The following is a 25,258-nucleotide window of genomic DNA, read 5'->3' as shown; positions in this document are numbered from 1 at the left end:
GGAAGCGTGACACAGCGTGAGTTTGATCTGGTGCTGTACGGCGCCACGGGATTCGCCGGAAAGTTGACCGCGGAGTACCTGGCCAGAGCCGGGGGATCGGCCCGTATCGCCCTGGCCGGCCGGTCCGAGGGGCGGTTGCGGGCGATCCGCGACGGCCTGGGGCCCGGCGCGCAATCGTGGCCGTTGGTGACCGCCGATGCGACGGCGCAAGCCTCCCTCGACGCGATGGCCGCGCGTACCCAGGTCGTGGTGACGACGGTGGGCCCGTACGCGCGCTACGGAATGCCGTTGGTGGCGGCCTGCGCCGCCGCCGGGACGGACTACGCCGATCTCACCGGTGAGACGACATTCATCCGCGACAGCATCGACCTGCATCACAAGCAGGCGGTCGACACCGGCGCGCGGATCGTGCATTCGTGCGGATTCGATTCAGTGCCATCCGATCTCACGGTGTACGCGCTGTATCAGCGGGCCCTCGCGGACGGCGCGGGCGAACTCGGCGACACGAACCTGGTGGTGCGCAGTTTCGCCGGCGGCGTGTCGGGCGGCACCGTGGCCTCGATGCTGGAACTGCTCGACACCCTGTCTTCCGATCCCGAGGCCAGAGCGCTGATGAACGATCCATACACGCTCAGCCCCGACCGCGGCGCAGAGCCCGAACTCGGTGCTCAACCCGACGTGCGGTGGCGCCGCGGCGGTGAGATCGCTCCGGAGCTCGCCGGCTACTGGACCGGTGCATTTGCCATGGCGGCGCCCAACACTCGAATTGTGCGGCGCAGCAATGCATTACTGGACTACGCGTACGGACGCCGGTTCGAGTACGCCGAGCAGATGAGCGTGGGTCGTTCACTCGCCGCGCCGGTGGCCGCAGCCGCGGTGACCGGCGCCAACGCCTTCACCCTCGGGGTCGGTGGCCGCTACTTCAACCGACTGCCCAGCGGCCTGGTCGCGAAGTTGGCGCCCAAGCCGGGAACCGGTCCCAGCGAGCGGGCCCGCGAGCGGGGTCACTACCGCGTCGAGACCTACACCACGACGACAACGGGCGCCCGGTATGTGGCAAGCATGGCCCAGCAAGGCGATCCCGGATACAAGTCGACCGCGGTGTTGCTCGGCGAATGCGGGCTTGCGCTGGCAACCGACCGTGAGGCGCTGTCGGAACGGCGCGGCGTGCTGACACCGGTGGCCGCGATGGGGGATGCTCTGCTCACCCGGCTGCCGGCCGCCGGAGTGTCGCTGGAGACCACCAAGCTGGGCTGAGCGGTCGCAACACGAATGGATCGGCCTGCGTCGAACACCTGTGGGGCAAGATCAGATTCGACTAGTGTCGGTTCTGAGGACTTCCAGTACGCCAGCAACGAAGGTGGGATAGAAAAATGGCCGGTCTCGACGATCTCTTCGCACAGATCCCGGTAGCGGATATTGCCAGCAAGCTCGGCGCAGATGAAGGCGAGGTGAGCGCCGCCATCAAGACCCTGGTTCCGGCCCTGGTCGGCGGTGTTGCAGAGAACGTACAAGCAGACAACATCGATTCGAGTGACCTCGAGTCCGCAGTCTCCGCGCAGGGCGTCAGCGGCCTGCTCGACGGTGGGGTGAGCGTCGACCAGGTCGACGCCAACGAGGGCAACCAGATCGTCTCGAAGATCTTCGGTGGCAACGACAGCAACCAGGTCGCGTCGGCGTTGGCGGGCACCGGCGCCGGCGGCGGTGATCTGGTCAAGAAGCTGCTGCCGATCCTGGCGCCCATCGTGCTGGCCTACATCGGCAAGCAGTTCGCTCAGAAGAACGCCGCACCCGCGGGCGAGGCTCAGGCTTCCGGCGGGGGCGGGCTCGGGGACATTCTCGGCAGCATCCTGGGCGGTGCGACCGGCGGCGGCGCCGCCGCCAACAACCCGCTGGGAAGCATCCTCGGCAGTGTGCTCGGCGGCGGAGGCGGCCAGGGCAATGCCATCGGTGAGATCCTCGGCGGCCTGCTCGGCGGCAAGAAGTAGCACCTCGCACGCACCAGCTCGAGAGCCTCCGACGCCCAGCGAACGCACCGGGCATCGGGGGCTTTCGCGTATTCGGCCACGTCCTTCTTAGAATGGCTCGGTGACCCCCACCCCTGACAATCGTGCCGATGCCCTCCCCAAATCCTGGGATCCGGCTGCGGTAGAAGCCGAGCTGTACCAGGGCTGGGTGGATGCCGGATACTTCACCGCCGATCCGGCCAGCGAAAAGCCGCCGTACTCGATCGTTCTGCCGCCGCCCAACGTGACCGGCAGCCTGCACATGGGCCACGCGCTCGACCACACGCTGATGGACGCGCTCACGCGCCGCAAGCGCATGCAGGGCTTCGAGGTGCTCTGGCTGCCGGGCATGGACCATGCCGGCATTGCGACCCAGACCGTGGTGGAAAAGCAGCTGGCCGTCGACGGCAAGACCAAGGAAGACTTCGGCCGCGAGCTGTTCGTCGAGAAGGTGTGGGACTGGAAGCGCGAGTCCGGCGGCACGATCGGCGGACAGATGCGCCGCCTGGGTGATGGCGTGGACTGGAGCCGTGACCGCTTCACCATGGACGAGGGTCTGTCGCGGGCGGTGCGCACTATCTTCAAACGGCTCTTCGATGCGGGTCTGATCTATCAGGCCGAGCGGTTGGTCAACTGGTCGCCGGTGCTGGAGACCGCGATCAGCGACCTCGAGGTCAAATACGAGGACGTCGAGGGCGAGCTGGTCTCGTTCCGCTACGGCTCGATGAACGACGACGAGCCCCACATCATCGTGGCGACCACCCGGGTCGAGACCATGCTCGGTGACACGGCGATCGCGGTGCACCCCGACGACGAGCGGTACCGTGACCTGGTCGGCAAGACCCTGCCGCACCCGTTCGTCGATCACGAGATGATCGTGGTCGCCGATACCCACGTCGACCCCGAATTCGGTACCGGCGCAGTAAAAGTCACCCCGGCACACGATCCGAACGACTTCGAGATCGGGCTGCGCCATCAGCTTCCGATGCCGACGATCATGGATACCAAGGGCCGGATCGCCGACACCGGAACGCAATTCGACGGCATGGACCGTTTCGAGGCTCGGGTCAAGGTGCGCGAGGCGCTGGCCGATCAGGGCCGGATCGTCGCCGAGAAGCGGCCCTACCTGCACAGCGTCGGGCACTCCGAGCGCAGCGGCGAGCCCATCGAGCCGCGGCTGTCCCTGCAGTGGTGGGTCAAGGTGGACGGCCTGGCCAAGGCGGCCGGCGATGCGGTGCGTAACGGCGACACCGTGATTCACCCGCCGAGCCTGGAGCCGCGGTGGTTCGCCTGGGTGGACAACATGCACGACTGGTGCATCTCGCGGCAGTTGTGGTGGGGCCACCGGATCCCGATCTGGCACGGACCCAACGGCGAGACCGTGTGCGTCGGCCCCGATGAGACCCCGCCGGCCGGCTGGGAACAGGACCCCGACGTGCTCGACACCTGGTTCTCCTCGGCACTGTGGCCGTTCTCCACCATGGGCTGGCCCGAGCACACCCCGGACCTGGCCAAGTTCTATCCGACCTCGGTGCTGGTCACCGGCTACGACATCTTGTTCTTCTGGGTGGCCCGGATGATGATGTTCGGCACCTTCGTCGGCGACGATCCGGCCATCACGTTCGATGGTCAGCGTGGCGCGCAGGTTCCGTTCGAGAACGTCTTCCTGCACGGCCTGATCCGCGACGAGTTCGGCCGCAAGATGAGCAAGTCGCGCGGCAACGGCATCGACCCGCTGGACTGGGTGGAGAAGTTCGGTGCCGACGCCCTGCGGTTCACGCTGGCCCGCGGCGCCAGCCCCGGCGGCGACCTCTCCATCGGTGAGGACCATGCCCGCGCGTCGCGCAATTTCGCCACGAAGCTGTTCAATGCCACGCGCTTTGCACTGATGAACGGAGCGGCCCCGGCCTCGCTGCCCGCCATCGACGACCTGACCGATGCCGACCGCTGGATCCTCGGCCGCCTCGAAGAGGTTCGCGCCGAGGTGGATGCCGCGCTCGACAACTACGAGTTCAGCCGGGCCTGCGAATCGCTGTACCACTTCGCGTGGGACGAGTTCTGCGACTGGTATGTCGAGCTGGCCAAGGTGCAGCTGGGAGAAGGCGTAACTCATACGACGGCGGTGCTGGCCGCTGTCCTCGACTCACTGCTCAAGCTGTTGCACCCGGTCATGCCGTTTGTCACCGAAACGCTGTGGAAGACACTCACCGACGGCGAGTCGATCGTCATCGCGCAGTGGCCGCAGACCTCCGGTATCGCGCTGGATTCGGTTGCGGCACAACATATTGACGACATGCAGAAGCTGATCACCGAGGTGCGCCGCTTCCGTAGCGACCAGGGCCTCGCCGACCGGCAGCGGGTTCCGGCCCGGTTGTCGGCGATCACCGAGGCCGGTCTGAGCGAGCAGTTGCCCGCGGTCACCGCGTTGGCCTGGCTGACCGATGCCGGTGACGGGTTCACCCCGTCGGCCTCGGTCGAGGTGCGCCTGACGCAGGCCACGGTGCTCGTCGAGGTGGACACCTCGGGCACCGTCGACGTCGCGGCCGAGCGGCGCCGGTTGGACAAGGATCTGGCCGCCGCACAGAAGGAACTGGCCACCACGACGGCCAAACTGGGTAACGAGGCGTTCCTGGCCAAGGCTCCCGAGAACGTCGTCGACAAGATCCGCGGCCGCCAAAAGTTGGCCGGGGAAGAAGTCGAGCGGATCACTGCCCGCCTGGCCGGTCTGAAGTAGGTGCGCATGCTTGGCGCCGAAACGGCATTCCGGCAGGCCCGCACTCGAACTTTTCCTGCCGGAATGCCGTTTCGGCGAACCCCGAAGGGGCGATGGCCACGATGACAGAACCCACACCGGACGAGATCGCCGCGCTGCTGCAGGTCGAGCACCTGCTCGATCAGCGCTGGCCCGAGACCAAGCTGGACCCCAGCACGGCACGGATCGCGGCGCTGCTGGAGTTGCTGGGCTCGCCGCAGCAGGCCTACCCGTCGATCCATGTCGCGGGGACCAACGGCAAGACGTCGGTGGCGCGCATCATCGATGCGCTGCTGAGCGCACTGCACCGGCGTACGGGACGCACCACCAGTCCGCACCTGCAGTCCGCGGTGGAGCGCATCTCGATCGACGGAAAGCCCATCACGCCAGCGCAATACGTCAACGCCTACACCGAGGTCGAACCGTTCGTGGAACTGGTGGACCGGCAGTCCGAGGCGGCCGGTGGTCCAAAGATGAGCAAGTTCGAAGTCCTGACCGCGATGGCGTTCGCGGCGTTCGCCGACGTGCCCATCGATGTCGCGGTCGTCGAGGTCGGGATGGGTGGACGCTGGGACGCCACCAACGTCGTCAACGCCCCCGTCGCGGTGATCACCCCGATCGGCATCGACCACACCGACTATCTGGGTGACACGATCGCCGCGATCGCGGGGGAGAAGGCCGGCATCATCACCCGGCAGCCCGACGCCCTGGTGCCGACCGACACGGTGGCGGTCATCGCCAGGCAGGTCCCCGAGGCCATGGAGGTACTGCTGGAAGAGGCAGTGCGCGCCGACGCAGCCGTCGCCCGTGAAGACTCGGAGTTCGCCGTGCTGTCCCGACAGGTGGCCATCGGCGGGCAGATGTTGGAGTTGCAGGGCCTGGGCGGGGTGTATTCCGAGATCTTCCTGCCGTTGCACGGTGAGCATCAGGCCCACAACGCGGTGCTCGCACTGGCCGCGGTCGAGGCGTTTTTCGGTGCGGGTGCCGACCGTCAACTCGACGTCGAGGCGATCCGGGCCGGCTTCGCGACGGTGTACAGCCCCGGCCGTATGGAGCGCATGCGAAGTGCGCCAACAGTTTTCATCGATGCGGCACACAATCCGGCCGGAGCGGCGGCGTTGGCGCAGGCCCTGCAGCAGGAGTTCGACTTCCGCTATCTGGTCGGGGTCGTGTCGGTGATGGGGGACAAGGACGCCGGTGGCATCCTGACCGCGCTGGAGCCGGTGTTCGACCAGATCGTGGTCACCCACAACGGTTCACCACGGGCGATGGATATCGAGTCGTTGGCGTCGCTGGCCGAGGAGCGTTTCGGGCAGGATCGGGTGATCACCACCACGACGCTGCCCGATGCTATTGAAACGGCCACCGCGCTGGTCGAGGAGGCCGGCGCAGACGAAGGCCTGTCCGGGGCCGGCATGGTGATCACCGGTTCGGTGGTGACGGCCGGCGTGGCCCGGACCTTGTTCGGACGGGACCCGCAATGAACGATCAGACCCCGAGCGATCAGAGGCCCGGCGATCAGCCGGTACCGCCCGACCCCTGGAAGAGCTTCCGGGGGGTGATGGCGGGGACGTTGATCCTCGAAGCCATCGTCGTATTGCTGGCCCTACCGGTGGTCGGTGTCAGTGGCGCTGGGCTGAACTGGACGTCGGGCGGATTCGTGGTCGGCCTGGCCGTCGTGTTGATCCTGATGTCGGGGCTGCAGGGCCGACCGTGGGCCATCTGGGCGAACCTGGGCATCCAACTGGTCGTGATCGCCGGGGCATTCATCCACGGGGCGATCGGCTTCATCGGTGTGATCTTCGCCGTGGTCTGGCTGCTGATCGTGTACCTGCGGAGTGAGGTCAAACGCCGGCAGGATCGTGGCCTGCTGCCGGGCCAGCAACCTCCCAGCGAATAGCCGCGCCGTAGCTGGACCACAGTGCGGGCTCCGTCGGAGGCCCGCGATGGCGCGGCGGGGTTACCGACCGGTACGCTCTCTGCTCGTGACTGAGCAGACCCTCGTTTTGATCAAGCCCGACGGCGTGCAGCGCCACCTGGTCGGGGAGATCCTCGGCCGGATCGAGCGCAAGGGTCTGACCCTGGCGGCGCTCGAACTGAAGAACGTCAGTGTCGAGCTGGCCAAGCAGCATTACGCCGAGCACGACGGCAAGCCGTTCTTCGACTCGCTGCTGGAGTTCATCACCTCCGGACCCGTCGTCGCCGCCATCGTGGAGGGGCCGCGCGCTATCGCGGCGTTCCGTCAGATCGCCGGTGGCACCGATCCGGTGGAGAAGGCTGTGCCCGGCACCATCCGCGGTGACCTGGCGCTTGTGACCCAGGACAACCTCGTGCACGGATCGGATTCGCCGGAGTCGGCGGCCCGTGAGATCGCTCTTTGGTTCCCTGGCGAAGCCTCCGCTGGATAACCTTCTCGCAGTCTGGTCTGTACCGCGTCAGTGATGTGGGATACTGGGTGCGGGTAGCCGGCCTCAACCGGGGCTGACCACCCGAATGAAGACTTCGACGAGCGCGACCACCGCAATCCGGTGCGGCGCGGGCCGTCCAGCCATCATTCAGCCAGGCACCGGGTGGGTTCGGTAGCGAACTGCCCGGAGCGAGACCACAACAAGCCCGGGGAAAGCGTCCCGGGCCAATAGCGGAAGCCCTCGCGTGGCCGCGTCGTTACGACGCGCCCGGGGGCTTGAGGAGAATTCGTGGCCGAAGATGCCCAGAATGACGACCTATCAACCCAGACTCCGCAGCAGGAGGGACTGCCCGAGCGGCTGAGAGTCCACTCCCTGGCGCGGGTGCTCGGCACCACAAGCAGGCAGGTGCTCGACGCTCTGGCTGAGTTCGATGGCCGTCAGCGCAGTGCGCATTCCACGATCGACAAGGTTGACGCCGAGCGGGTCCGTGACGCACTCGCCCTCGGAGCCACCGAGCCCGCGCCGGTTGAGCAGGCAGAACCGGTCCAGGTCGAGGCGGTCAGCGTCGCTGTGACCGAGTCCGTCGCGGCTCCGGTCGAGACTTCAGCTGAAGCCCCGACTGCCGAAACCCAGCTGGCCGCCGAGGCCGACGCCGTCCTGGTGGGCGATGAGCCCGAGTCCCGGTTGATCCTGGAGACCGCGAACATTCCCACGGTCCGGGAAGCCCACTCCGAACGCGCCGACTACCTGCCGCTGTTCGTCGCGCCGCAGCCCGTCAGCTTCGTGCCGGTGCGCGTCCAAGAAGACGACGACGACGATGACGACGACGACGAGGACGATGACGGCGATGCCGCCAGCGATGCCGACGTCGACTCCGATACCGACGACGAGCAGGCCGATCGCCCTGCCGCGCGTCGACGCCGTCGGGGCCGTCGGGGCCGCGGTCGTGGCCGCGGCGAGCAGCTGGACGACAACGCGCCCGAATCCGGCGCTGATGGCGGCCCGGATTCCGACATCGACAACGCCGATGATCAGGGCGAGTCCGGCGACCAGGATTCCGATGACGACTCCGATGAGTCGGACGACAATAACGACGAGGACACCGCGGGCGGCGACGGCAACAGCCGTCGCCGGCGTCGCCGTCGCCGGCGCAAGTCCGGCTCCGCTGACAACGACGACGCGAGCTCCCCGGATGACCCGCCCAACACTGTCGTGCACGAACGTGCGCCCCGCCCCGAGCGGTCGGGCAAGAGTAGCGATGACTCGGAGATCCAGGGGATCAGCGGATCGACCCGACTGGAGGCCAAGCGTCAGCGCCGCCGCGATGGCCGTGACGCCGGCCGTCGTCGTCCCCCGATCCTGAGCGAGGCCGAGTTCCTGGCCCGCCGCGAGGCCGTCGAACGCACGATGATCGTGCGCGACAAGGTCCGCACCGAGCCGCCGCATGAAGGTGCCCGCTACACGCAGATTGCCGTGCTGGAAGACGGCGTCGTCGTCGAGCATTTTGTTACTTCAGCGGCATCCGCCAGTCTGGTCGGCAACATCTACCTCGGCATCGTGCAGAACGTGCTGCCCTCGATGGAGGCCGCCTTCGTCGACATCGGCCGCGGGCGCAACGGTGTGCTCTACGCCGGTGAGGTGAACTGGGAGGCTGCCGGCCTCGGCGGGTCGAACCGCAAGATCGAGCAGGCCCTCAAGCCGGGCGATTATGTCGTCGTCCAGGTCAGCAAGGATCCGGTGGGGCACAAGGGCGCCCGGCTCACCACACAGGTGTCGCTGGCCGGCCGCTACCTGGTCTACGTGCCGGGTGCGTCGTCGACCGGCATCAGCCGCAAGCTGCCCGACACCGAACGCCAACGGCTCAAGGAGATCCTCAAAGAGGTCGTTCCTGCCAACGCGGGCGTGATCATCCGCACCGCGTCGGAGGGCGTCAAAGAAGAGGACATCCGCTCCGACGTCGAGCGGCTGCAGCAGCGCTGGACCGAGATCGACGCCAAGGCGGCCGAGGTCACCGGCAAGAAGGCCGGCGCGGCCGTTGCCCTCTACGAAGAGCCCGATGTTCTGGTCAAGGTCATCCGTGACCTGTTCAACGAGGATTTCTCCGGCCTGATCGTCTCCGGCGAGGAGGCCTGGGACACGATCAACAAGTACGTGAACAACGTCGCCCCTGACCTGATGGGCCGGCTCACGAAGTACGAACCCGCCGGTGGTGCCGACGCTCCCGACGTGTTCGCCGTGCATCGCATCGACGAGCAGCTGGCCAAGGCATTGGACCGCAAGGTATGGCTGCCCTCGGGCGGAACCCTGGTCATCGACCGCACCGAGGCGATGACCGTCGTCGATGTCAACACCGGCAAGTTCACCGGCGCCGGCGGCAACCTCGAGCAGACCGTCACCCGCAACAACCTGGAAGCGGCCGAGGAGGTGGTTCGGCAACTGCGGTTGCGCGACATCGGCGGCATCGTGGTCATCGACTTCATCGACATGGTCCTGGAATCGAACCGGGATCTGGTGCTCCGCAGGCTGACCGAGGCGCTAGGCCGTGACCGCACGCGCCATCAGGTGTCCGAGGTGACCTCGCTGGGCCTGGTGCAGCTGACCCGAAAGCGGTTGGGTACCGGTCTGGTCGAGGCGTTCTCGACGTCGTGCACGCACTGCGCCGGCCGCGGCATCGTGCTGCACGGTGACCCGGTCGACACGGCCTCATCGTCGAACGCCGGCCGCAAGACCGAATCCAGTGGTGGTGGTGGCGGTGGCCGCCGTAGTAAGCGCGGCAAGCGGGGCAATGCCCGTCCGGAGCCTGAAGAGGTGCCCGTCGTCAAGGTGCCCGACCATCCGGCCGGCGAACACCCGATGTTCAAGGCCATGGCTGCGGCGAACGGTCGACCCGACGAAGACGACGAAGGTCATGAGGGCCACGAGGACTTCGACGAGCACGCCGTCGAGACTCACGACGGCGAGGGCGACGAGCAGGTGACGCCCGAGCACGTGACCGACGAATCTCCCGACGGCGAGTTCGACGCGCAGCACGCCGACGAGTCCGAGGAATCTGATGAGGAATCAGACGAGGACGAGGACGAAGACGAGATCGACCTCGACGATGAGGACCTCGATGACGACGACGAGGACCTCGACGACGACGACGAGGACGACTCGGAGGACGAGGACGACGAGTTCGATGAGCCCGAAGAAGACGTCTACCAGGCGCCGAAGCCGGTGGTAGCGGACGTGCCACCGAGCCGCGGCCGCATTCGTCGACGCGCCGCAGCCAGGCCCGCGGGGCCGCCCACCCAGGAGTAGAGGGCGGTTTGACCCTCTACCCGCTGGTCAAGTACCCTTGACCAGTTGTCTCCAGTGCCTGCGGTAGTCGCAGGCCGGTGACGGCGGGGCATCCCGCCACCCAAGACCCGCGCACGCACCGACCGGTAGCGCGCGCCCGCAGAGAGCAGCAGAGCAGAGGACACGATGGCGACATACGCAATCGTCAAGACCGGCGGCAAGCAGTACAAGGTTGCCGTCGGTGACGTGGTGAAGGTTGAGAAGCTCGAGACCGAGCCCGGCGCGTCGGTATCGCTGCCTGTCGCCCTGGTGGTCGACGGCGCCAACGTCACCAGCAAGGCGGATGACCTGGCCAAGGTCGCCGTGACGGGCGAGGTGCTGGAGCACACCAAGGGTCCCAAGATCCGGATCCACAAGTTCAAGAACAAGACCGGCTACCACAAGCGCCAGGGGCACCGTCAGCAGCTGACCGTGCTCAAGGTCACCGGCATCAAGTAACGAGGGAGCGTACTAATGGCACACAAAAAGGGCGCTTCCAGCTCTCGTAACGGTCGTGAATCCGCAGCACAGCGGCTCGGCGTGAAGCGGTTCGGTGGTCAGGTCGTCAAGGCCGGCGAGATCCTCGTCCGCCAGCGCGGCACTCACTTCCACCCCGGCGTGAACGTCGGTCGTGGTGGCGATGACACGCTGTTCGCGCTGGCCCCCGGCTCCGTGGAGTTCGGTTCCAAGCGTGGCCGCAAGCACGTGAACATCGTTCCCGTGCGCCGCCCGGAGGCCTGAGACTCCGAGGATTCTCCGCGAATGTGAAGCAGCTGCGAGTTCTCGATAGGACTTTCGCGATAGCTTCACATTCGATGGAGAGGATGTCCGATGCCCCGGTTTGTCGACCGCGTCGTGATCCATGCGAGCGCAGGCAACGGCGGCCACGGCTGCGCGTCGGTGCACCGCGAGAAATTCAAGCCCCTCGGCGGCCCTGACGGCGGTAATGGTGGTGGCGGCGGCAGCATCGTGCTCGTCGTGGATCCACAGGTCCACACCCTGCTGGACTTCCACTTCCATCCCCATGTCGTCGCACCCTCGGGCAAGCAGGGTGCAGGCAGCAATCGTGACGGCGCTGCCGGCGACGATCTGATGGTCCGAGTGCCGGACGGCACCGTGGTGCTCGACGAGAACGGCCGCATGCTGGCCGATCTGGTCGGTGCCGGTACCCGCTTCGAGGCTGCGGCCGGTGGCCGCGGTGGCCTCGGTAACGCCGCACTCGCTTCCCGGGCCCGCAAGGCACCTGGCTTCGCCCTACTCGGTGAGAAGGGCCAGACCCGCGACCTCACGCTCGAGCTCAAGACCGTCGCCGATGTCGGCCTGATCGGCTTCCCCTCGGCAGGCAAATCGTCTCTGGTGTCGACCATTTCGGCGGCCAAGCCCAAGATCGCCGACTATCCGTTCACCACGCTGGTGCCCAACCTGGGCGTGGTGTCGGCCGGCGACAACACCTTCACCGTCGCCGACGTTCCGGGTCTGATCCCCGGCGCGTCCGAGGGCCGCGGCCTCGGCCTGGAATTCCTGCGGCACCTTGAGCGCTGCGCGGTGCTCGTGCACGTCGTCGACTGCGCCACTCTGGAACCCGGGCGTGACCCGATCTCCGACATCGAGGCGCTGGAGGCCGAACTCGCGGCGTACACCCCGACGCTGCAAGGCGATTCGACCCTGGGTGACTTGGCATCGCGGCCACGTGCGGTGGTGCTCAACAAGATCGATGTTCCCGACGCCCGCGAGTTGGCCGACTTCGTGCGGGAAGAGGTGCAGTCCCAGTTCGGCTGGCCGGTGTACGAGATCTCGACGGTCAGCCGTGATGGTTTGCGGCCGTTGATCTTTGCGCTGTGGGAGATGGTGAAGACTTACCGCGATGCGCAACCTGAGGTGGTGCCCAGGCGTCCGGTGATCCGGCCGATCGCGGTCGACGAGAGCGGCTTCACCGTCGAGACAGATGGCTACGGTGGATTCATCGTGCGCGGTACCCGTCCTGAGCGCTGGATTGCCCAGACCAACTTCGACAACGACGAGGCCGTCGGGTACCTCGGTGACCGCTTGGCGCGGTTGGGCGTCGAGGACGCGTTGTGGAAGAAGGGTGCCAAGCCCGGGTGCGCCGTGACCATCGGCGATATGACCTTCGACTGGGAACCGCAGACCCCCGCCGGTGTGGAGATGCCGCTCACCGGGCGTGGTACCGACGTCCGGCTCGAGCAGACCGACCGGATCGGTGCCGCCGAACGTAAGGCGGCGCGACGCGAACGGCGCCAGCCCGGGAGTGACGACGAGTGACGAGTGCAGGCTCGGCACCCTCGGTACATCGGGACGCGGTCCGGACCGCACGCAGTGTCGTCGTCAAGATCGGCACCACTGCGCTGACCACTCCGTCCGGTGTGTTCGACGCCGGCCGGCTCGCTGTCCTGGTCGAGGCCATCGAAGGCCGGATGCGCGCCGGCTCTCATCTGGTGATCGTGTCCTCGGGTGCCATCGCTGCCGGTATCGAGCCGCTCGGGCTGTCCAAGCGCCCCACTGATCTGGCGACCAAGCAGGCAGCGGCCAGCGTCGGGCAGGTAGCCCTGGTCAACGCCTGGAGTTCGGCCTTCGCCGTCTACAACCGTACGGTCGGACAGGTACTGCTGACCGCCCATGACATCGCGATGCGGGTCCAGCACAACAACGCTCAGCGCACTCTGGACCGGTTGCGTGCCCTGCACGCGGTCGCGATCGTCAACGAGAACGACACGGTGGCCACCAATGAGATCAGATTCGGTGACAACGACCGGCTTTCGGCGCTGGTGGCTCAACTGGTCGGTGCCGACGCGCTGATCTTGCTGTCCGACATCGACGGCCTGTATGACGGTGACCCCCGGAAAGCGTCCGCGGACAACCCCGCACGCTTCATTCCTGAGGTTGGCGCGCATGGGGATCTCGACGAGGTGGTGGCCGGCGGCGGCAGCCACCTGGGCACCGGCGGCATGGCCTCGAAGCTGTCCTCGGCGCTGTTGGCCGCCGATGCCGGGGTGCCGGTGCTGCTGGCCGCCGCGGCGGATGCCGCTGCGGCACTGAGCGATGCCTCGGTCGGTACCGTCTTCGCGCCGCGTCCCGAGCGGATGTCGGCGCGGCGGTTCTGGGTTCGCCACGCCGCGGAGTCGCACGGGGCGCTGACCCTCGACGACGGTGCGGTGCGGGCGGTCGTCAAGCAGCGGCGCTCGCTGCTGCCTGCCGGGATCACCGAGGTCACCGGGCACTTCCACGGCGGTGACGTAGTGGATCTGCGCGGGCTCGACGGGCAGACCGTGGCACGTGGCGTGGTGGCCTATGAGGCCTCGGAGCTGGCTGCGATCATCGGCCGCTCGACGCCCGATCTGCCGGCCGAGCTGCGTCGGCCCGCGGTGCACGCCGACGATCTGGTCGCCACCTAGCCATTTCGGTGCGTTTGGCGGCGCCCACCGCCGCTGAACGCACCCGAATCACTGGGTGGGGGACTCCAGATACAGGGCACCCCAGATGATTTCGGTGAGCGTGTCGGCCAACTCGGCGTCGTAGCTGCTCGGGTGTGACGGCAGATTCTGATGGCAGGTCCGCTCGACCATCCAGGTCAGGGTGCTCGCGGTGGCGGCGGCCGGGAGTTGACGCCTGATCGACCCGTTGGCCTGGCCGCCCTCGATCACCCGGGTGAGTTGGTCGGAGATCCCGGCCAGCAGCTCACGGTAGGTCTGCCCGACCAGTGGGTCGTAGCCAGACATCTCGTTGAGCGCGATCAACACCGGCTGGTGGCGGCGATAGCTGGCGATGATGCCGGACATGGCGGCGCGGACGTCGGCGGGGTCGCGCCGTCCGGCGACACTCCACCATCGCTCAGCGGCCTGGGTCAGATCGCCGAACACCTGGCTGGCCAATCGGCGGAGCAGATGGCCCTTGTCCTCGAAGTAGATGTAGAAGCTGGCCCGCGAGATCCCCGCCTCGGTGGCCAGTTTGTCGACGCTGAGCTCGGTGAAGCTGGTGCCGTCGGCCATCAGCCGGTCGGTGGCGTCGAGCAGTTGCCGTTCGATCCGCTCGCGGCGTTCCTCTCGGTTGGCCTGCGGTTTTCGCGTTACCGATGGCATGGGCCCAGGGTATCGGCTTTCGCCACACCTTGACTAGACATATTGTCTAGACTTATCGTCACAAACATGACTGTGTCGCCCATCACATCCGCTGCCTCCTACGCACGCCCCTACGACCCGATCGACCTGTCGTCGCGGGTGTTCTGGGCCACCACGGCGGCCGATCGCGAAGTCGCGTTCGCCGAACTGCGGGCCTCTCGCCCCGTCAGCTGGCATCCACCAGTCGAGGACGCGCTCATGCCCGATCCCGCCGATCGCGGGTTCTGGGCGGTCACCCGGCACGCCGACATCGTGGCGATCAGCCGCGACAGCGACACATTCCTGTCCGGCAAAGGGGTGCTGTTCGAATCCGTGCCGGAAGAGCTGCTGGAGGCCTCACAGTCGTTCCTCGCGATGGACGCCCCGCGGCACACGCTGATCCGCAAGCTGGTCCACTCGGCGTTCACGCCCCGCCAGGTGGCCCGCATCGAAACCTCGATCAAGGAGAACGCACGCCAGATCGTGGCCGAGCTCAAAGAGGTCGGCAGCGGCGTGGACTTCGTCGACCAGTGCGCGAAGGAACTTCCCATCCGCACCCTGTCGGACATGGTCGGGATCCCCGCGTCCGAACGCCAGCGGGTGGCGCATGCCGCCGACGCGTTGGTGTCCTGGGCCGACCCGGTCTATCTGGCCGGGCGCAACCCGCTGGAGGTGTTGCTGCAGAACCAGATGTACCTGCACCAGGTGGCGAATGCGCTTGCCGCAGAACGCAGGGAGAGCCCCGGCAACGATTTGATCAGCGCGCTGGTCCACGCCGAAGTCGATGGGGATCGCCTCACCGATGCGGAGGTTGCGGCGTTCTTCGTCCTGCTGGCCGTGGCGGGCAACGACACCACCCGCCAGACGACCAGTCACGCGCTCAAGGCGCTGACCGACCACCCCGATCAACGGGCATGGCTGGTGGCGGATTTCGACGATCGGATCGGTGGCGCCGTAGAAGAGTTCGTCCGGTGGGCGACCCCGGTGATGACGTTCCGTCGCACCGCCGCGGTCGATGTCGAACTGGGTGGGCAGCAGATCGCGGCGGGGGAGAAGGTGGTGATGTTCTATGCCTCGGGTAACTGGGACGCCGACGTGTTCGACCGGCCCGAGGCTTTCGACCTGAGCCGAAAGCCCAACCCGCACCTGGGGTTCGGTGGAGGCGGGCGTCACTTCTGCCTGGGCGCTCATGTGGCCCGGACGCAGCTGCGGGCCATCTTCGGTGAGCTGCTGCATCAACTGCCCGACATCGCCGCCGGTGAGCCGGCCTACCTGGAGGGCAATTTCGTGCACGCTATCCGGTCGATGCCGTGCACGTTCTCCTGAGTTCACCGGCCAGCAGCACCAGCATCTCCGAACACCCCGCCTCGACCTTGACGGTGGCCAGGTCGTCGCCGCGGGTGGGCCCGCGGTTGATGATCCCCACCGGGATGCCGTGTGCGGCCGCGTGCCGGACGAAGCGGTAACCGGAGTACACGGTCAGCGAGGACCCCGCCACCAACAGGGCCTCGGCATCATCGATCATCGAATACGCCTGATCGACACGGGGTTTGGGGACACTCTCGCCGAAGTAGACGATGTCGGGTTTGAGCATGCCCGTACAGACCGGGCAGTTCACGATGACGAACGAGTCCGTCTCGCTGACCACGGCGTCGGCGTCGGGTGCCACCGCGATGCCGCCGACCGCCTCGGCGCGTTCGAGGAAACCGGGATTGGCCGCCTCCAGTGCAGTGGCGAGCTCGTCCCGGGCCATCGCCGCGCCACAATCCAGGCAGATCACCTGTGCGTAGGTGCCGTGCAGGTTGACCACGGATCGGCTACCCGCCTTGCTGTGCAGGAGATCTACGTTCTGGGTGATCAGTCCGGCAACCACCCCGGTGGACTCCAGCGCGGCCAGGGCGCGGTGCCCGGCATTGGGCAGGGTGTCGTCCATGTGGCGCCAGCCGACATGATTGCGGGCCCAGTACCGCTGGCGGAACACCGGATCGGCAGTGAACTGTCGGATGGTCATCGGATTGCTCGGCGGGGAGTCGGGGCCGCGGTAATCGGGGATGCCTGAATCGGTCGACATCCCGGCCCCGGTCAGCACCGCGACGCGGCGTCCCTGCAGCAGGGCGACGAGTTCGGGTGCATCCACGCTCGCCAGGATAGGCCGTCGCTCAGCCCAGGCATTCGGATGCAGGCACGACCTTGGCGCTCATGTTGCGGCGCATCATGTCCCGTGCGGCATCGCCCAGGTCGTCGTCGATGTGGGCGACTGCGTCCACCGGGATCGCCACATCGAAATGGCGTACATAGGCATCCAGTGCGCTGTAGAGGATGCACTGCTCGGTGACCTGACCGGCCAGCACCACCCGCCGGGTGCGCAACCGGCCCAGAAGGTAATCCAGCGCGGTGGCATAGAAGACACTGTGGCGCACTTTGGTCAGTAGCAGGCAGCCGTCGGCGGGCACGATCGGGCGGACCAGATCGGGGTGCTCGCCGGCCAGTGCGGTGGTGACGATGTCGCTGAACTGTGCGGTGAAATCGCCGTAGTTGTCGTTGACGTAGATGACATCGACGTCATCGCGCTCATGGGCGGTCCCGAGCAATCCCACCAGCGGATCGATGATCGCCGCCACGGTGGGTGCCAGTAGTTCGGCATCCTCATGCCGATAGGCGTTGAGCATGTCCACAACCACCAGGGCGGTATCACTCATGCGTCATTTGGTACCCAGTCGCCCGATCTTGACACTTTTCGGGTGACAATGGGCGCGATGGACTTCTACAGCGCCTACCGCCACGGTTTCGCGCGGGTTGCCGCCTGCACCCACCACACGGCGCTGGCGGATCCGCCGGCCAACGCCGAATCGGTGCTCCGGTTGGCGCAGGACTGCCATGACGACGGGGTGGCTGTCGCGGTGTTCCCCGAGTTGACCCTGTCGGGCTACTCGATCGACGACATCCTGCTGCAGGACACCCTGCTGGAGTCGGTAGAGCAGGCGCTCATCGAAATCGTTGCGGCTTCGGTGGTGTTGACACCGGTGCTGGTGGTCGGTGCACCGCTACGATTCCGGCACCGCATCTACAACACCGCGGTCGTCATCCACCGCGGTGCGGTGCTCGGGGTGGCCCCCAAGTCCTACCTGCCGACGTACCGGGAGTTCTACGAGCGCAGGCAGATGGCAACCGGCGCCGACGTGCGCGGCACCATCCGGGTGGCCGGTGCCGAGGTGCCGTTCGGGCCGGACCTGCTGTTCGTGGCATCTGATCTTCCCGGGCTGGTGTTGCACGTCGAGGTCTGTGAGGACATGTTCGTGCCGATCCCGCCCAGCGCGCAGGCCGCGCTGGCCGGAGCGACGGTGTTGGCCAATCTCTCCGGCAGCCCGATCACCGTCGGCCGCGCCGAAGACCGTGCACTGCTGGCCCGCTCGGCCTCGTCGCGGTGTCTGGCTGCCTACGTGTATGCCGCTGCCGGTGAGGGTGAGTCGACCACCGATCTGGCCTGGGACGGCCAGACGATGATCTGGGAGAACGGGCTGCTGCTCGCGGAGAGCGAGCGGTTCCCGCGCGGTGAGCGACGCTCGGTGGCCGATGTGGATCTGGAGTTGTTGCGCGCCGAACGGCTGCGAATGGGTACGTTCGACGACAATGCCAGACACCATGGCGCCCAAGTAGATTCGTTCCGCCGCGTCGAGTTCCAGCTCGACCCGCCGACGGGCGATATCGGGCTGCTGCGTGAGGTTGAGCGGTTTCCGTTCGTGCCGGTGGATCCCGCCCGGCTGCAACAGGATTGCTATGAGGCCTACAATATCCAGGTCTCCGGACTGGAGCAGCGACTGCGGGCGCTGAACTACCCCAAGGTGGTCATTGGGGTGTCAGGTGGCCTGGATTCCACCCACGCCCTGATCGTGGCGGCGCGGGCGATGGATCGGGAGAACCGCCCGCGCAGTGACATTCTCGCGTTCACGCTGCCTGGTTTCGCCACCGGCGAGCACACCAAGAACAACGCGATCCGGCTGAGTCGGGCCCTGGGCGTGACATTCGCCGAGATCGACATCAAGAAGACCGCCGAGCTGATGCTCACCGAGATGGACCATCCGTTCGGCCGCGGAGAGAAGGTGTACGACGTCACCTTCGAGAACGTCCAGGCCGGCCTGCGCACCGATTACCTGTTCCGGCTGGCCAATCAGCGTGGCGGCATCGTGCTCGGCACCGGTGACCTGTCGGAGCTGGCTCTGGGTTGGTCGACTTATGGTGTCGGTGACCAGATGTCGCACTACAACGTCAACGGCGGGGTGCCGAAAACCCTGATCCAGCATCTGATCCGATGGGTGATCTCATCCGGTCAATTCAGCGGCGACGACTCTGAAGTAAACGAGGTGCTGCAGTCGGTGCTGGACACCGAGATCACCCCGGAATTGGTGCCCACCGGCGAGGACGAGGAGATCCAGAGCAGCGAGGCCAAGGTCGGTCCCTATGTGCTGCAGGATTTTTCGTTGTTCCAGGTGCTGCGTTACGGCTTCCGTCCGTCGAAGGTGGCCTTCCTGGCCTGGCATGCCTGGCATGACGCGGCCCAAGGCGACTGGCCCACCGGGTTCCCCGAGGACAAGCGCCCGGCCTACTCACTGAAAGAGATCCGGCACTGGCTGCAGGTCTTCGCGCAGCGGTTCTACTCGTTCTCACAGTTCAAGCGTTCGGCGCTGCCGAACGGCCCCAAGGTGTCGCACGGCGGTGCCCTGTCGCCGCGTGGGGACTGGCGGGCGCCGTCGGACATGTCAGCGCGGATCTGGCTCGACGAGATCGAGCGGAGCATTCCTGAGCAGTAGTTTTGCCTCACCCACCGGCCCATTCCAATTGACGACAAAAAAAATTGACAAGCTAACCTTCTGGACCACATCGACGCGCTAACGTGCGTCGAGTCACAGTTCGGCATCGCCGGACGTCGGTCTAGGAGGTCGCGTTGGGGGCTGGAAAGTACGTCGGTCGGGTAGGCGGATTGGCAGTCGCGCTCGGGGTCGGGTCGGCCGTCGTTCTGGGTGGGCAAGTCCTGGGTGCCCCGGTGGCCTCGGCATCGCCCGGCTCCAGCGACACATCGTCGGAATCCTCGTCGGCCCCGGCGGCCAAGAAGGGCCCTGCCAAGGACCGGCAGAGCGCCCGCTCGTCGCGGCAGGCGACGGTGCGTGCAGCCATCAAGGGCCGGGCGGCCAAGCTCGGTGAGCCCGGTCGCCATCGCGTGAGTTCGACGGCACCGAAGTCCGATGTCGTGCAATCGATCACCGACCGGCTCTCGGGGGCGCAGGCCAAGATCAAGACCACCCCGCCCGCTGAAGCGCCGGCGCGCGGTCTGTCGTTCGTCAAACCGAACCTGCCCCGTCCGCTGCGTGATCGCACCCAGGCGCCGACGTCGGGCGTACCCGCCGGCGAGCCCATGATCGAAGCCATCTACACCGGTGTGGCCGACGAATCCGCAGCGACCCCGGCAGTCACGGCCAAGGCCGAAGCGGCACCCCCGCCGGCCGCGGCCGTAGCTCCCGTGCGGGGCCTGATCGCCACCGTGGTCAACGACATCGCCACGACGCTGGCCGGAAACTCGCCGACCGCACCACCGGCCGACTCGCCGGCCGGGTGGGTTCTGCTGGCCGCCGCGCGCCGAGAGTTCTCCACCTCGGCCGTCGCACCGTCCGTCAGCGCCACCGCCGGCATCACGGCCAGTCCCTCGGTCGGCATCACCGACGGCATCATCCACGGCATCACCGGGGCCACGAGTTCCAGCGGTCTGCCGCTCACCTACACCGTGATCGGAGACCCGAGCGCAGGCGGCAAGGTCCGGCTCAACTCGGCGAACGGCACCTTCACGTTCCTGCCCTACGCGACCGTCGTCGACAGCGGCGGCACGGAGAAATTCACCGTCCTGGTCGCCGAGACCACGGCGTTCGACGCTGCGCTGCAACAGATCCCGATTGTGGGCTCGTTCGTGCCGCAGGTGCTGGTGATCGTGCATCAGGTTCCGGTTGTGAACGACCTGCTGGCGCCGCTCATCGGCAAATCGGAGGTGGTCGACGTCAATGTCGACGTCGGCCAGCTGGCACCGGCCGGCACCCCGGTGGCGTACACGGTCAAGGTGACGTCCTTCGACGGCACGCAGATCAGCATGAACTACTTCCCGGCATCGGGCCTTCAGGAAGGTGACCAGGCGCCGACCATCTTCAGTGGAGCCGGCCTGTCCAGCGCGGGTGACACCAATCCGTATACGGGTGGCGCCACCGGCGTCGGCACGTTCCGGGAGGCGGGCTACAACGTCGTCACCTGGGATTCACGCGGCGAGCACGACTCGGGCGGGATTCTGCAGTTGGACAGCCCGTTCTTCGAGGGCCGCGATGTCTCGGCCATGATCGACTATGTCGCCAAGCAGTCCGGCACCCAGCTCGACGGGGTGAATGATCCGCGGATGGGCATGGTGGGCCCCTCGTACGGCGGTGGCATCCAATTGGTGGCCGCAGGTACCGACAACCGGATCGACGCCATCGTCCCGACCATCGCGTGGAACTCGCTGAACAGCTCGCTCTACCCCAACGAGGCGTTCAAGACGTCCTACGCGGCACTGCTTCTGCTGTCCCTGGTGACGTCGGGCGCGAACATCAATTCGCAGCTGTACGGCGGCATCTTCACCGGTGCACTGCTGGGTGTTCTCACGCCCGAGCAACAAGCCCTGCTGGCCAGCAGCGGGCCGAGCGTCCTGGTCAACAAGATCACCGCGCCGACGCTGATCATCCAGGGCACCGTCGACGTGCTGTTCCCGCTGCAGCAGGCCATCGACAACGCACAGATCCTGGACGCCAACGGCGTGCCGGTGAAGATGGTCTGGTTCTGCGGAGGCCACGGCAACTGCGAGACCCCACCCGGTGACAGTGACGAGATGGTCCAGACCGCGACCCTGAGCTGGCTGGACGCCTACGTCAAGCACAAGGGCGAAGCCTTGGACGACGGGCTTCCCAAGTTCCAGTGGATCGACCAGAACGGTGACCACTACACGTCCGATCTCCTGCCGACCGACGCGAATTTCACCGGGACTCCGGTCACCGCGTCGGGCAGCGGCGGGCTACTGGGGATCGTCCCGATTCTCGGTGGCTCCGGCCCGGGCGCGGCGGGGATTCCGTTCGGGCTCGGGGACGGTACCAAGGCGGCGAACGCGGTGAACGTCAAGGTGACCGCGCCGTCGGGCACGGCCACCCAGATCGTGGGTGCGCCCGAGTTGACGATGACGTACTCCGGTATCGGCACCAGCCGCCACGTCTACGCCCAGATCATCGACGACCAAACCGGGCAGGTGATCGGCAACATCGTCACGGCGGTGCCCGTCACCCTCGACGGCAAGGAGCACACCGTCACCATTCCGATGGAAGCCGTGGCCTACACGCTGGAGCCCGGCCACACCGCCACGGTGCAGATCACCACTTCGGCCACGCCGTTCCTCAACTTCACCGAGTTCGGCGCCATCAACATCTCCGGTGTCGAGGTGTCCCTGCCGACGGCAGGACCCGGAGCCAATGTGCAGCCCGCGGCAGCTGCCAGGGAGGAACTGGTCAGCGTCTAGAGTCGGCCATCGACGCGCAGGTCCGGGTGGACCCACTCCGGTGAGCGTCGAGCCTTGAACGCGCGGAATCCCTCGGCGGCCTCGTCGCCGTTGTAGCTGGCCTTCATGCCGATCCGGTCGTAGAGGCCCATGTAGCTGTCCAGGCTGGACTTGACCACCCCGCGTGCCCGGGGTGCGGTCCGGCAGCATTGGGCGAGCACTTCGGTTGCGGCAGCGATCAATTCGTCGTGCGGCACGATCCGGGCGACCATGCCCCAGTCGACGGCCTCCTGCGCACTGAGGGTGCGGCCGGTGAACATCAGGTCGCGGGTGCGGACCGGGCCGATCAGGCGGGCCAGCATCTGGCTGTAGTAGGTGTCGGCGATGCCGCGGTACAACTCGGGCACCCGGAATGTGGCGCGGTCGCTGACCACCGCCATGTCACTGCAGATCGCGATCTGCAGTCCACCGCCCTGGCACAACCCGTTGACCGCGCTCACCACCGGTTTGACCGACTGGCGCAGCATTTCGAACGGGGTGACGTCCATCGAAAGGGCCGCTCCGAAGCTCATCCAGTCGTCCACACCGTTGCCGCCGCCGAGATCACCGCCGGGGGCGAACACGTCTGCGGTGCCGGTGATCAGCAGGCCCGCCAGGTCGGGGTCCGCCTCGACGTGGGTGACGGCGTAGCGGATGCCGAAGTACATGGCCGGCGTCATCGCGTTGCGGGCCTCGGGCCGGTCCAGGGTGACCACGCCGAACGGACCCCGCCGCTCGAACGTGAGGTACGGGGTGCCGAGCCAGTCACCTTCGGGTGGTCGCGGAGTGTTTCCCTGGGTCATGGCGGCGACTATAACCCCAACGGTATCGGCCTCAGTTGACTGGCTCAGTGCGTCAGGACGGCGTCGATGTCGGCAGCCGACGGGGCGCAATCGCCGGCCCCGCGTACCAAGGTGGCCAACGCCCCTGCCGCACACGCGCGCCGCAGCGCCGACTCGTGGCCGGCGGTCCAGGCGGCGGCCAACACCCCGGCGAACACGTCCCCGGCGCCGGCGGTGTCCAGCGCCCGCACCGCGGGTGCCGGCACGTCAAAGCGTTCGTCGGTGCCCACGTAGCTGGCCCCTCGTGCGCCCCGGGTGATCACCAGATGTCGCACCGGCCAATGCCACTCGGCTGCCTCGGTCTCGTTCACCACCACCACGTCGACCAGTTCCGACAAGGCGAGCAGCTGATGGGCGGCGGTACCTCCCGGTGAGGCGTTGAGCATCACTACCGCCCCCGCGGCCTTGGCCAGCCGGGTCGCCGCGATCGCCGTCGCCACCGGGATCTCCAACTGGATCAACACGACCTCGCTCCAGACGATGGCCGTGCGCGCTGCGGCGGAATCCACTTCGAGACGGGCGTTCGCGCCCGGTGCCACCACGATGCAGTTCTCGCCGACCGTGTCGACCAGGATCGCGGCCGATCCGCTCGGACCGGGTACGCACGTCACGGAATCGGTCGCCACCCCGTTGACCCGGAGATGTTCCCGCAGGTTTGTCGCGGAGGCATCGTCGCCGACTGCGGCCACCAGCGCGACCTCGGCGCCGGCCCGCGCGGCCGCCACCGCCTGGTTACCGCCCTTGCCGCCGGGCGCGGACGCCAGCGACGACGCGAGCACCGTCTGTCCTGGACGCGGCAGCGCGCCGACGGTGAACGTGAGGTCGGCGTTGATGCTTCCGACGACGCAAACCCGCGCAGCGGCCATAAACGAAAAGGCTAGCCCGGCGTGCTCGTCCTAGGGCGCCTGACACCTGTCGAAGGGCGTCAACAGGTCCGATACGCTGGCTAGATGAGCGTTCAGACGCAGTCGCCGGCGGTGCCGCAAGCAGACCTGCGCGAGCAGGTGCACGGGGCCGCACGTCGTGCCCGCGTCGCCGCCCGCGCCCTGGGCACCCTGAGCGCCGAGACCAAGAACCGTGCGCTGCATGCCGCTGCCGACAGCGTGCTGGCCGCCGTCGGCGCGATCCTGGCCGCCAACGCGGCCGATGTCGAGGCCGCCCGGCAGGCCGGAACCCCCGAGGCAATGCTCGACCGCCTGGCGCTCAACCCGCAGCGGGTCGACGGCATCGCGGCCGGGCTGCGCCAGGTCGCCGGGTTACCCGATCCGGTCGGCGAGGTACTGCAGGGCCGCACCCTGGCCAATGGGCTGCAGCTGCGTCAGCAGCGGGTGCCGCTCGGCGTGGTCGGCATGGTCTACGAGGGCCGCCCCAACGTCACGGTGGACGCGTTCGGTCTCACCCTGAAATCCGGCAACGCCGCTCTGCTGCGCGGCAGTTCGTCGGCGGCCCGGTCCAATCAGGCACTGGTGACCGCCCTGCGGTCGGCGCTGGAGTCGGTGGGCCTGCCGACCGACGCGGTGCAGTTGCTGCCCAGTCACGACCGTGCCAGTGTCACCCACCTGATCCAGGCCCGGGGCCTGGTCGACGTGGTGATCCCGCGCGGGGGAGCCGGGCTGATCGAGGCCGTGGTGCGCGACGCGCAGGTGCCCACCATTGAGACCGGTGTCGGCAATTGTCATGTCTACGTTCATTCCTCGGCCGATATCGTCCTGGCCGAGAAGATCCTGCTGAACTCCAAGACCCGGCGTCCCAGCGTCTGCAATGCCGCCGAGACCCTGCTGGTGGACGAGGCGCTGAAGGCGAGCGCGCTGCCCAGGCTGACCGCCGCGCTGCGCGAGGCCGGGGTGACCGTGCACGCCGACCCCACCGACGAAGAGTTGCACACAGAGTTCCTCTCGATGGACATCGCCGTCGCGGTGGTCGACGGGCTCGACGCCGCGATCGCCCACATCAACGAGTACGGCACGGGTCACACCGAGGCCATCGTGACAACGGATCTTGCTGCGGCCCAGCGCTTCACCGAACAGGTGGACGCGGCCGCGGTGATGGTCAACGCGTCCACCGCGTTCACCGACGGAGAGCAGTTCGGTTTCGGCGCAGAGATCGGCATCTCCACTCAGAAGCTGCATGCCCGCGGACCGATGGGCCTGCCCGAACTGACCTCGACCAAATGGATCGTGTGGGGAGACGGTCAGACCCGCCCGGCTTAGCCGCCGACCAGATAGA

The 25,258-nt window shown here is 67.2% G+C and carries 20 protein-coding genes; 15 read left to right on the top strand and 5 right to left on the bottom strand.

Going from position 1 to position 25,258, the window contains the following annotated elements; translation table 11 throughout:
• The first annotated feature begins 6 nt into the window (after positions 1 to 6).
• From HBE63_RS14980 to proB, 11 genes are all read left to right on the top strand, one after another.
• Positions 7 to 1,257: a trans-acting enoyl reductase family protein gene (locus HBE63_RS14980; RefSeq protein WP_166905443.1), complete on the top strand. Its 1,251-nt coding sequence runs from the start codon at positions 7 to 9 to the stop codon at positions 1,255 to 1,257.
• A 116-nt stretch (positions 1,258 to 1,373) separates the two neighbouring features.
• Complete coding sequence (locus HBE63_RS14975) at positions 1,374 to 1,988, top strand: DUF937 domain-containing protein (protein WP_166905442.1); 615 nt, start codon at positions 1,374 to 1,376, stop codon at positions 1,986 to 1,988.
• Between the two features lie 100 nt (positions 1,989 to 2,088).
• Positions 2,089 to 4,740, top strand: coding sequence for a valine--tRNA ligase (locus HBE63_RS14970; RefSeq protein WP_166905441.1), 2,652 nt, complete (start codon positions 2,089 to 2,091; stop codon positions 4,738 to 4,740).
• Between the two features lie 92 nt (positions 4,741 to 4,832).
• Positions 4,833 to 6,242 (top strand): folylpolyglutamate synthase/dihydrofolate synthase family protein, encoded by a 1,410-nt coding sequence (locus tag HBE63_RS14965; protein ID WP_166905440.1) that lies wholly within the window; start codon positions 4,833 to 4,835, stop codon positions 6,240 to 6,242.
• The gene (locus HBE63_RS14960) at positions 6,239 to 6,658 is read left to right on the top strand and encodes a DUF4233 domain-containing protein (protein ID WP_166905439.1); all 420 of its coding nucleotides are present in this window, start codon (positions 6,239 to 6,241) and stop codon (positions 6,656 to 6,658) included. Before HBE63_RS14965 ends, HBE63_RS14960 begins: the two co-directional genes overlap by 4 nt.
• A gap of 85 nt (positions 6,659 to 6,743) precedes the next feature.
• Positions 6,744 to 7,166 (top strand): nucleoside-diphosphate kinase, encoded by a 423-nt coding sequence (gene ndk / locus HBE63_RS14955; RefSeq protein WP_044522837.1) that lies wholly within the window; start codon positions 6,744 to 6,746, stop codon positions 7,164 to 7,166.
• A gap of 288 nt (positions 7,167 to 7,454) precedes the next feature.
• The gene (locus HBE63_RS14950; RefSeq protein WP_166905438.1) at positions 7,455 to 10,466 is read left to right on the top strand and encodes an Rne/Rng family ribonuclease; all 3,012 of its coding nucleotides are present in this window, start codon (positions 7,455 to 7,457) and stop codon (positions 10,464 to 10,466) included.
• A gap of 165 nt (positions 10,467 to 10,631) precedes the next feature.
• On the top strand, positions 10,632 to 10,943 hold the full coding sequence (gene rplU / locus HBE63_RS14945; protein WP_166905437.1) for a 50S ribosomal protein L21: 312 nt from the start codon (positions 10,632 to 10,634) through the stop codon (positions 10,941 to 10,943).
• A 15-nt stretch (positions 10,944 to 10,958) separates the two neighbouring features.
• Positions 10,959 to 11,225 carry a 50S ribosomal protein L27 gene (gene rpmA / locus HBE63_RS14940; RefSeq protein WP_166905436.1) on the top strand — a complete coding sequence of 89 codons (267 nt, stop codon included), beginning with the start codon at positions 10,959 to 10,961 and terminating at the stop codon, positions 11,223 to 11,225.
• A 90-nt stretch (positions 11,226 to 11,315) separates the two neighbouring features.
• Complete coding sequence (gene obgE, locus HBE63_RS14935) at positions 11,316 to 12,764, top strand: GTPase ObgE (protein ID WP_166905435.1); 1,449 nt, start codon at positions 11,316 to 11,318, stop codon at positions 12,762 to 12,764.
• Complete coding sequence (gene proB / locus HBE63_RS14930) at positions 12,761 to 13,894, top strand: glutamate 5-kinase (protein WP_166905434.1); 1,134 nt, start codon at positions 12,761 to 12,763, stop codon at positions 13,892 to 13,894. The genes obgE and proB overlap by 4 nt, the downstream gene beginning before the upstream one ends.
• A gap of 48 nt (positions 13,895 to 13,942) precedes the next feature.
• Here the strand turns inward: proB and HBE63_RS14925 are convergent, their stop codons facing one another.
• Positions 13,943 to 14,578, bottom strand: a complete 636-nt coding sequence (locus HBE63_RS14925) for a TetR/AcrR family transcriptional regulator (RefSeq protein ID WP_166905433.1) — start codon at positions 14,576 to 14,578, stop codon at positions 13,943 to 13,945.
• A 66-nt stretch (positions 14,579 to 14,644) separates the two neighbouring features.
• Between HBE63_RS14925 and HBE63_RS14920 the strand changes: the two genes are divergently transcribed.
• Complete coding sequence (locus tag HBE63_RS14920; protein WP_166905432.1) at positions 14,645 to 15,922, top strand: cytochrome P450; 1,278 nt, start codon at positions 14,645 to 14,647, stop codon at positions 15,920 to 15,922.
• Here the strand turns inward: HBE63_RS14920 and HBE63_RS14915 are convergent.
• Together HBE63_RS14915 and HBE63_RS14910 are read right to left on the bottom strand one after the other, a co-directional pair.
• Positions 15,891 to 16,733 (bottom strand): NAD-dependent protein deacetylase, encoded by an 843-nt coding sequence (locus HBE63_RS14915; protein WP_166905431.1) that lies wholly within the window; start codon positions 16,731 to 16,733, stop codon positions 15,891 to 15,893. The genes HBE63_RS14920 and HBE63_RS14915 overlap by 32 nt on opposite strands.
• Before the next feature lie 22 nt (positions 16,734 to 16,755).
• Complete coding sequence (locus tag HBE63_RS14910) at positions 16,756 to 17,295, bottom strand: cysteine hydrolase family protein (protein ID WP_166905430.1); 540 nt, start codon at positions 17,293 to 17,295, stop codon at positions 16,756 to 16,758.
• 57 nt (positions 17,296 to 17,352) lie between these two features.
• On the opposite strand from HBE63_RS14910, the gene HBE63_RS14905 reads away from it, so the two are divergent.
• Both HBE63_RS14905 and HBE63_RS14900 read left to right on the top strand, forming a co-directional pair.
• A complete protein-coding gene (locus HBE63_RS14905) occupies positions 17,353 to 19,404 on the top strand; it encodes an NAD(+) synthase (RefSeq protein ID WP_166909811.1) in 2,052 nt (683 codons plus the stop codon).
• A 134-nt stretch (positions 19,405 to 19,538) separates the two neighbouring features.
• Positions 19,539 to 22,172 (top strand): CocE/NonD family hydrolase, encoded by a 2,634-nt coding sequence (locus HBE63_RS14900; protein ID WP_166905429.1) that lies wholly within the window; start codon positions 19,539 to 19,541, stop codon positions 22,170 to 22,172.
• Here the strand turns inward: HBE63_RS14900 and HBE63_RS14895 are convergent.
• Both HBE63_RS14895 and HBE63_RS14890 read right to left on the bottom strand, forming a co-directional pair.
• Positions 22,169 to 22,993, bottom strand: a complete 825-nt coding sequence (locus HBE63_RS14895) for an enoyl-CoA hydratase/isomerase family protein (protein WP_166905428.1) — start codon at positions 22,991 to 22,993, stop codon at positions 22,169 to 22,171. The two genes, HBE63_RS14900 and HBE63_RS14895, sit on opposite strands and share 4 nt — an antisense overlap.
• A gap of 44 nt (positions 22,994 to 23,037) precedes the next feature.
• Positions 23,038 to 23,898, bottom strand: a complete 861-nt coding sequence (locus tag HBE63_RS14890; protein WP_166905427.1) for a ribokinase — start codon at positions 23,896 to 23,898, stop codon at positions 23,038 to 23,040.
• Positions 23,899 to 23,982: 84 nt separating this feature from the next.
• Between HBE63_RS14890 and HBE63_RS14885 the strand changes: the two genes are divergently transcribed.
• A complete protein-coding gene (locus HBE63_RS14885; RefSeq protein ID WP_166905426.1) occupies positions 23,983 to 25,242 on the top strand; it encodes a glutamate-5-semialdehyde dehydrogenase in 1,260 nt (419 codons plus the stop codon).
• Positions 25,243 to 25,258: the final 16 nt, after the last annotated feature.

This window comes from Mycobacterium sp. DL440, assembly GCF_011745145.1.
In the GTDB taxonomy this organism is placed as follows: domain Bacteria; phylum Actinomycetota; class Actinomycetes; order Mycobacteriales; family Mycobacteriaceae; genus Mycobacterium.
The sequence above is the reverse complement of the archived record's forward strand: the minus strand, read 5'-3'. Positions and strand labels throughout refer to the sequence as shown.

Coding starts and splice junctions, on each gene's coding strand:
- HBE63_RS14975 (WP_166905442.1), top strand. CDS start 1,374: ATGGCCGGTCTCGACGATCTCTTCGCACAGATCCCGGTAGCGGATATT.
- HBE63_RS14965 (WP_166905440.1), top strand. CDS start 4,833: ATGGCCACGATGACAGAACCCACACCGGACGAGATCGCCGCGCTGCTG.
- HBE63_RS14960 (WP_166905439.1), top strand. CDS start 6,239: ATGAACGATCAGACCCCGAGCGATCAGAGGCCCGGCGATCAGCCGGTA.
- rplU (WP_166905437.1), top strand. CDS start 10,632: ATGGCGACATACGCAATCGTCAAGACCGGCGGCAAGCAGTACAAGGTT.
- rpmA (WP_166905436.1), top strand. CDS start 10,959: ATGGCACACAAAAAGGGCGCTTCCAGCTCTCGTAACGGTCGTGAATCC.
- obgE (WP_166905435.1), top strand. CDS start 11,316: ATGCCCCGGTTTGTCGACCGCGTCGTGATCCATGCGAGCGCAGGCAAC.
- HBE63_RS14925 (WP_166905433.1), bottom strand. CDS start 14,578: ATGCCATCGGTAACGCGAAAACCGCAGGCCAACCGAGAGGAACGCCGC.
- HBE63_RS14920 (WP_166905432.1), top strand. CDS start 14,645: ATGACTGTGTCGCCCATCACATCCGCTGCCTCCTACGCACGCCCCTAC.
- HBE63_RS14910 (WP_166905430.1), bottom strand. CDS start 17,295: ATGAGTGATACCGCCCTGGTGGTTGTGGACATGCTCAACGCCTATCGG.
- HBE63_RS14905 (WP_166909811.1), top strand. CDS start 17,353: ATGGACTTCTACAGCGCCTACCGCCACGGTTTCGCGCGGGTTGCCGCC.
- HBE63_RS14895 (WP_166905428.1), bottom strand. CDS start 22,993: ATGACCCAGGGAAACACTCCGCGACCACCCGAAGGTGACTGGCTCGGC.
- HBE63_RS14890 (WP_166905427.1), bottom strand. CDS start 23,898: ATGGCCGCTGCGCGGGTTTGCGTCGTCGGAAGCATCAACGCCGACCTC.
- HBE63_RS14885 (WP_166905426.1), top strand. CDS start 23,983: ATGAGCGTTCAGACGCAGTCGCCGGCGGTGCCGCAAGCAGACCTGCGC.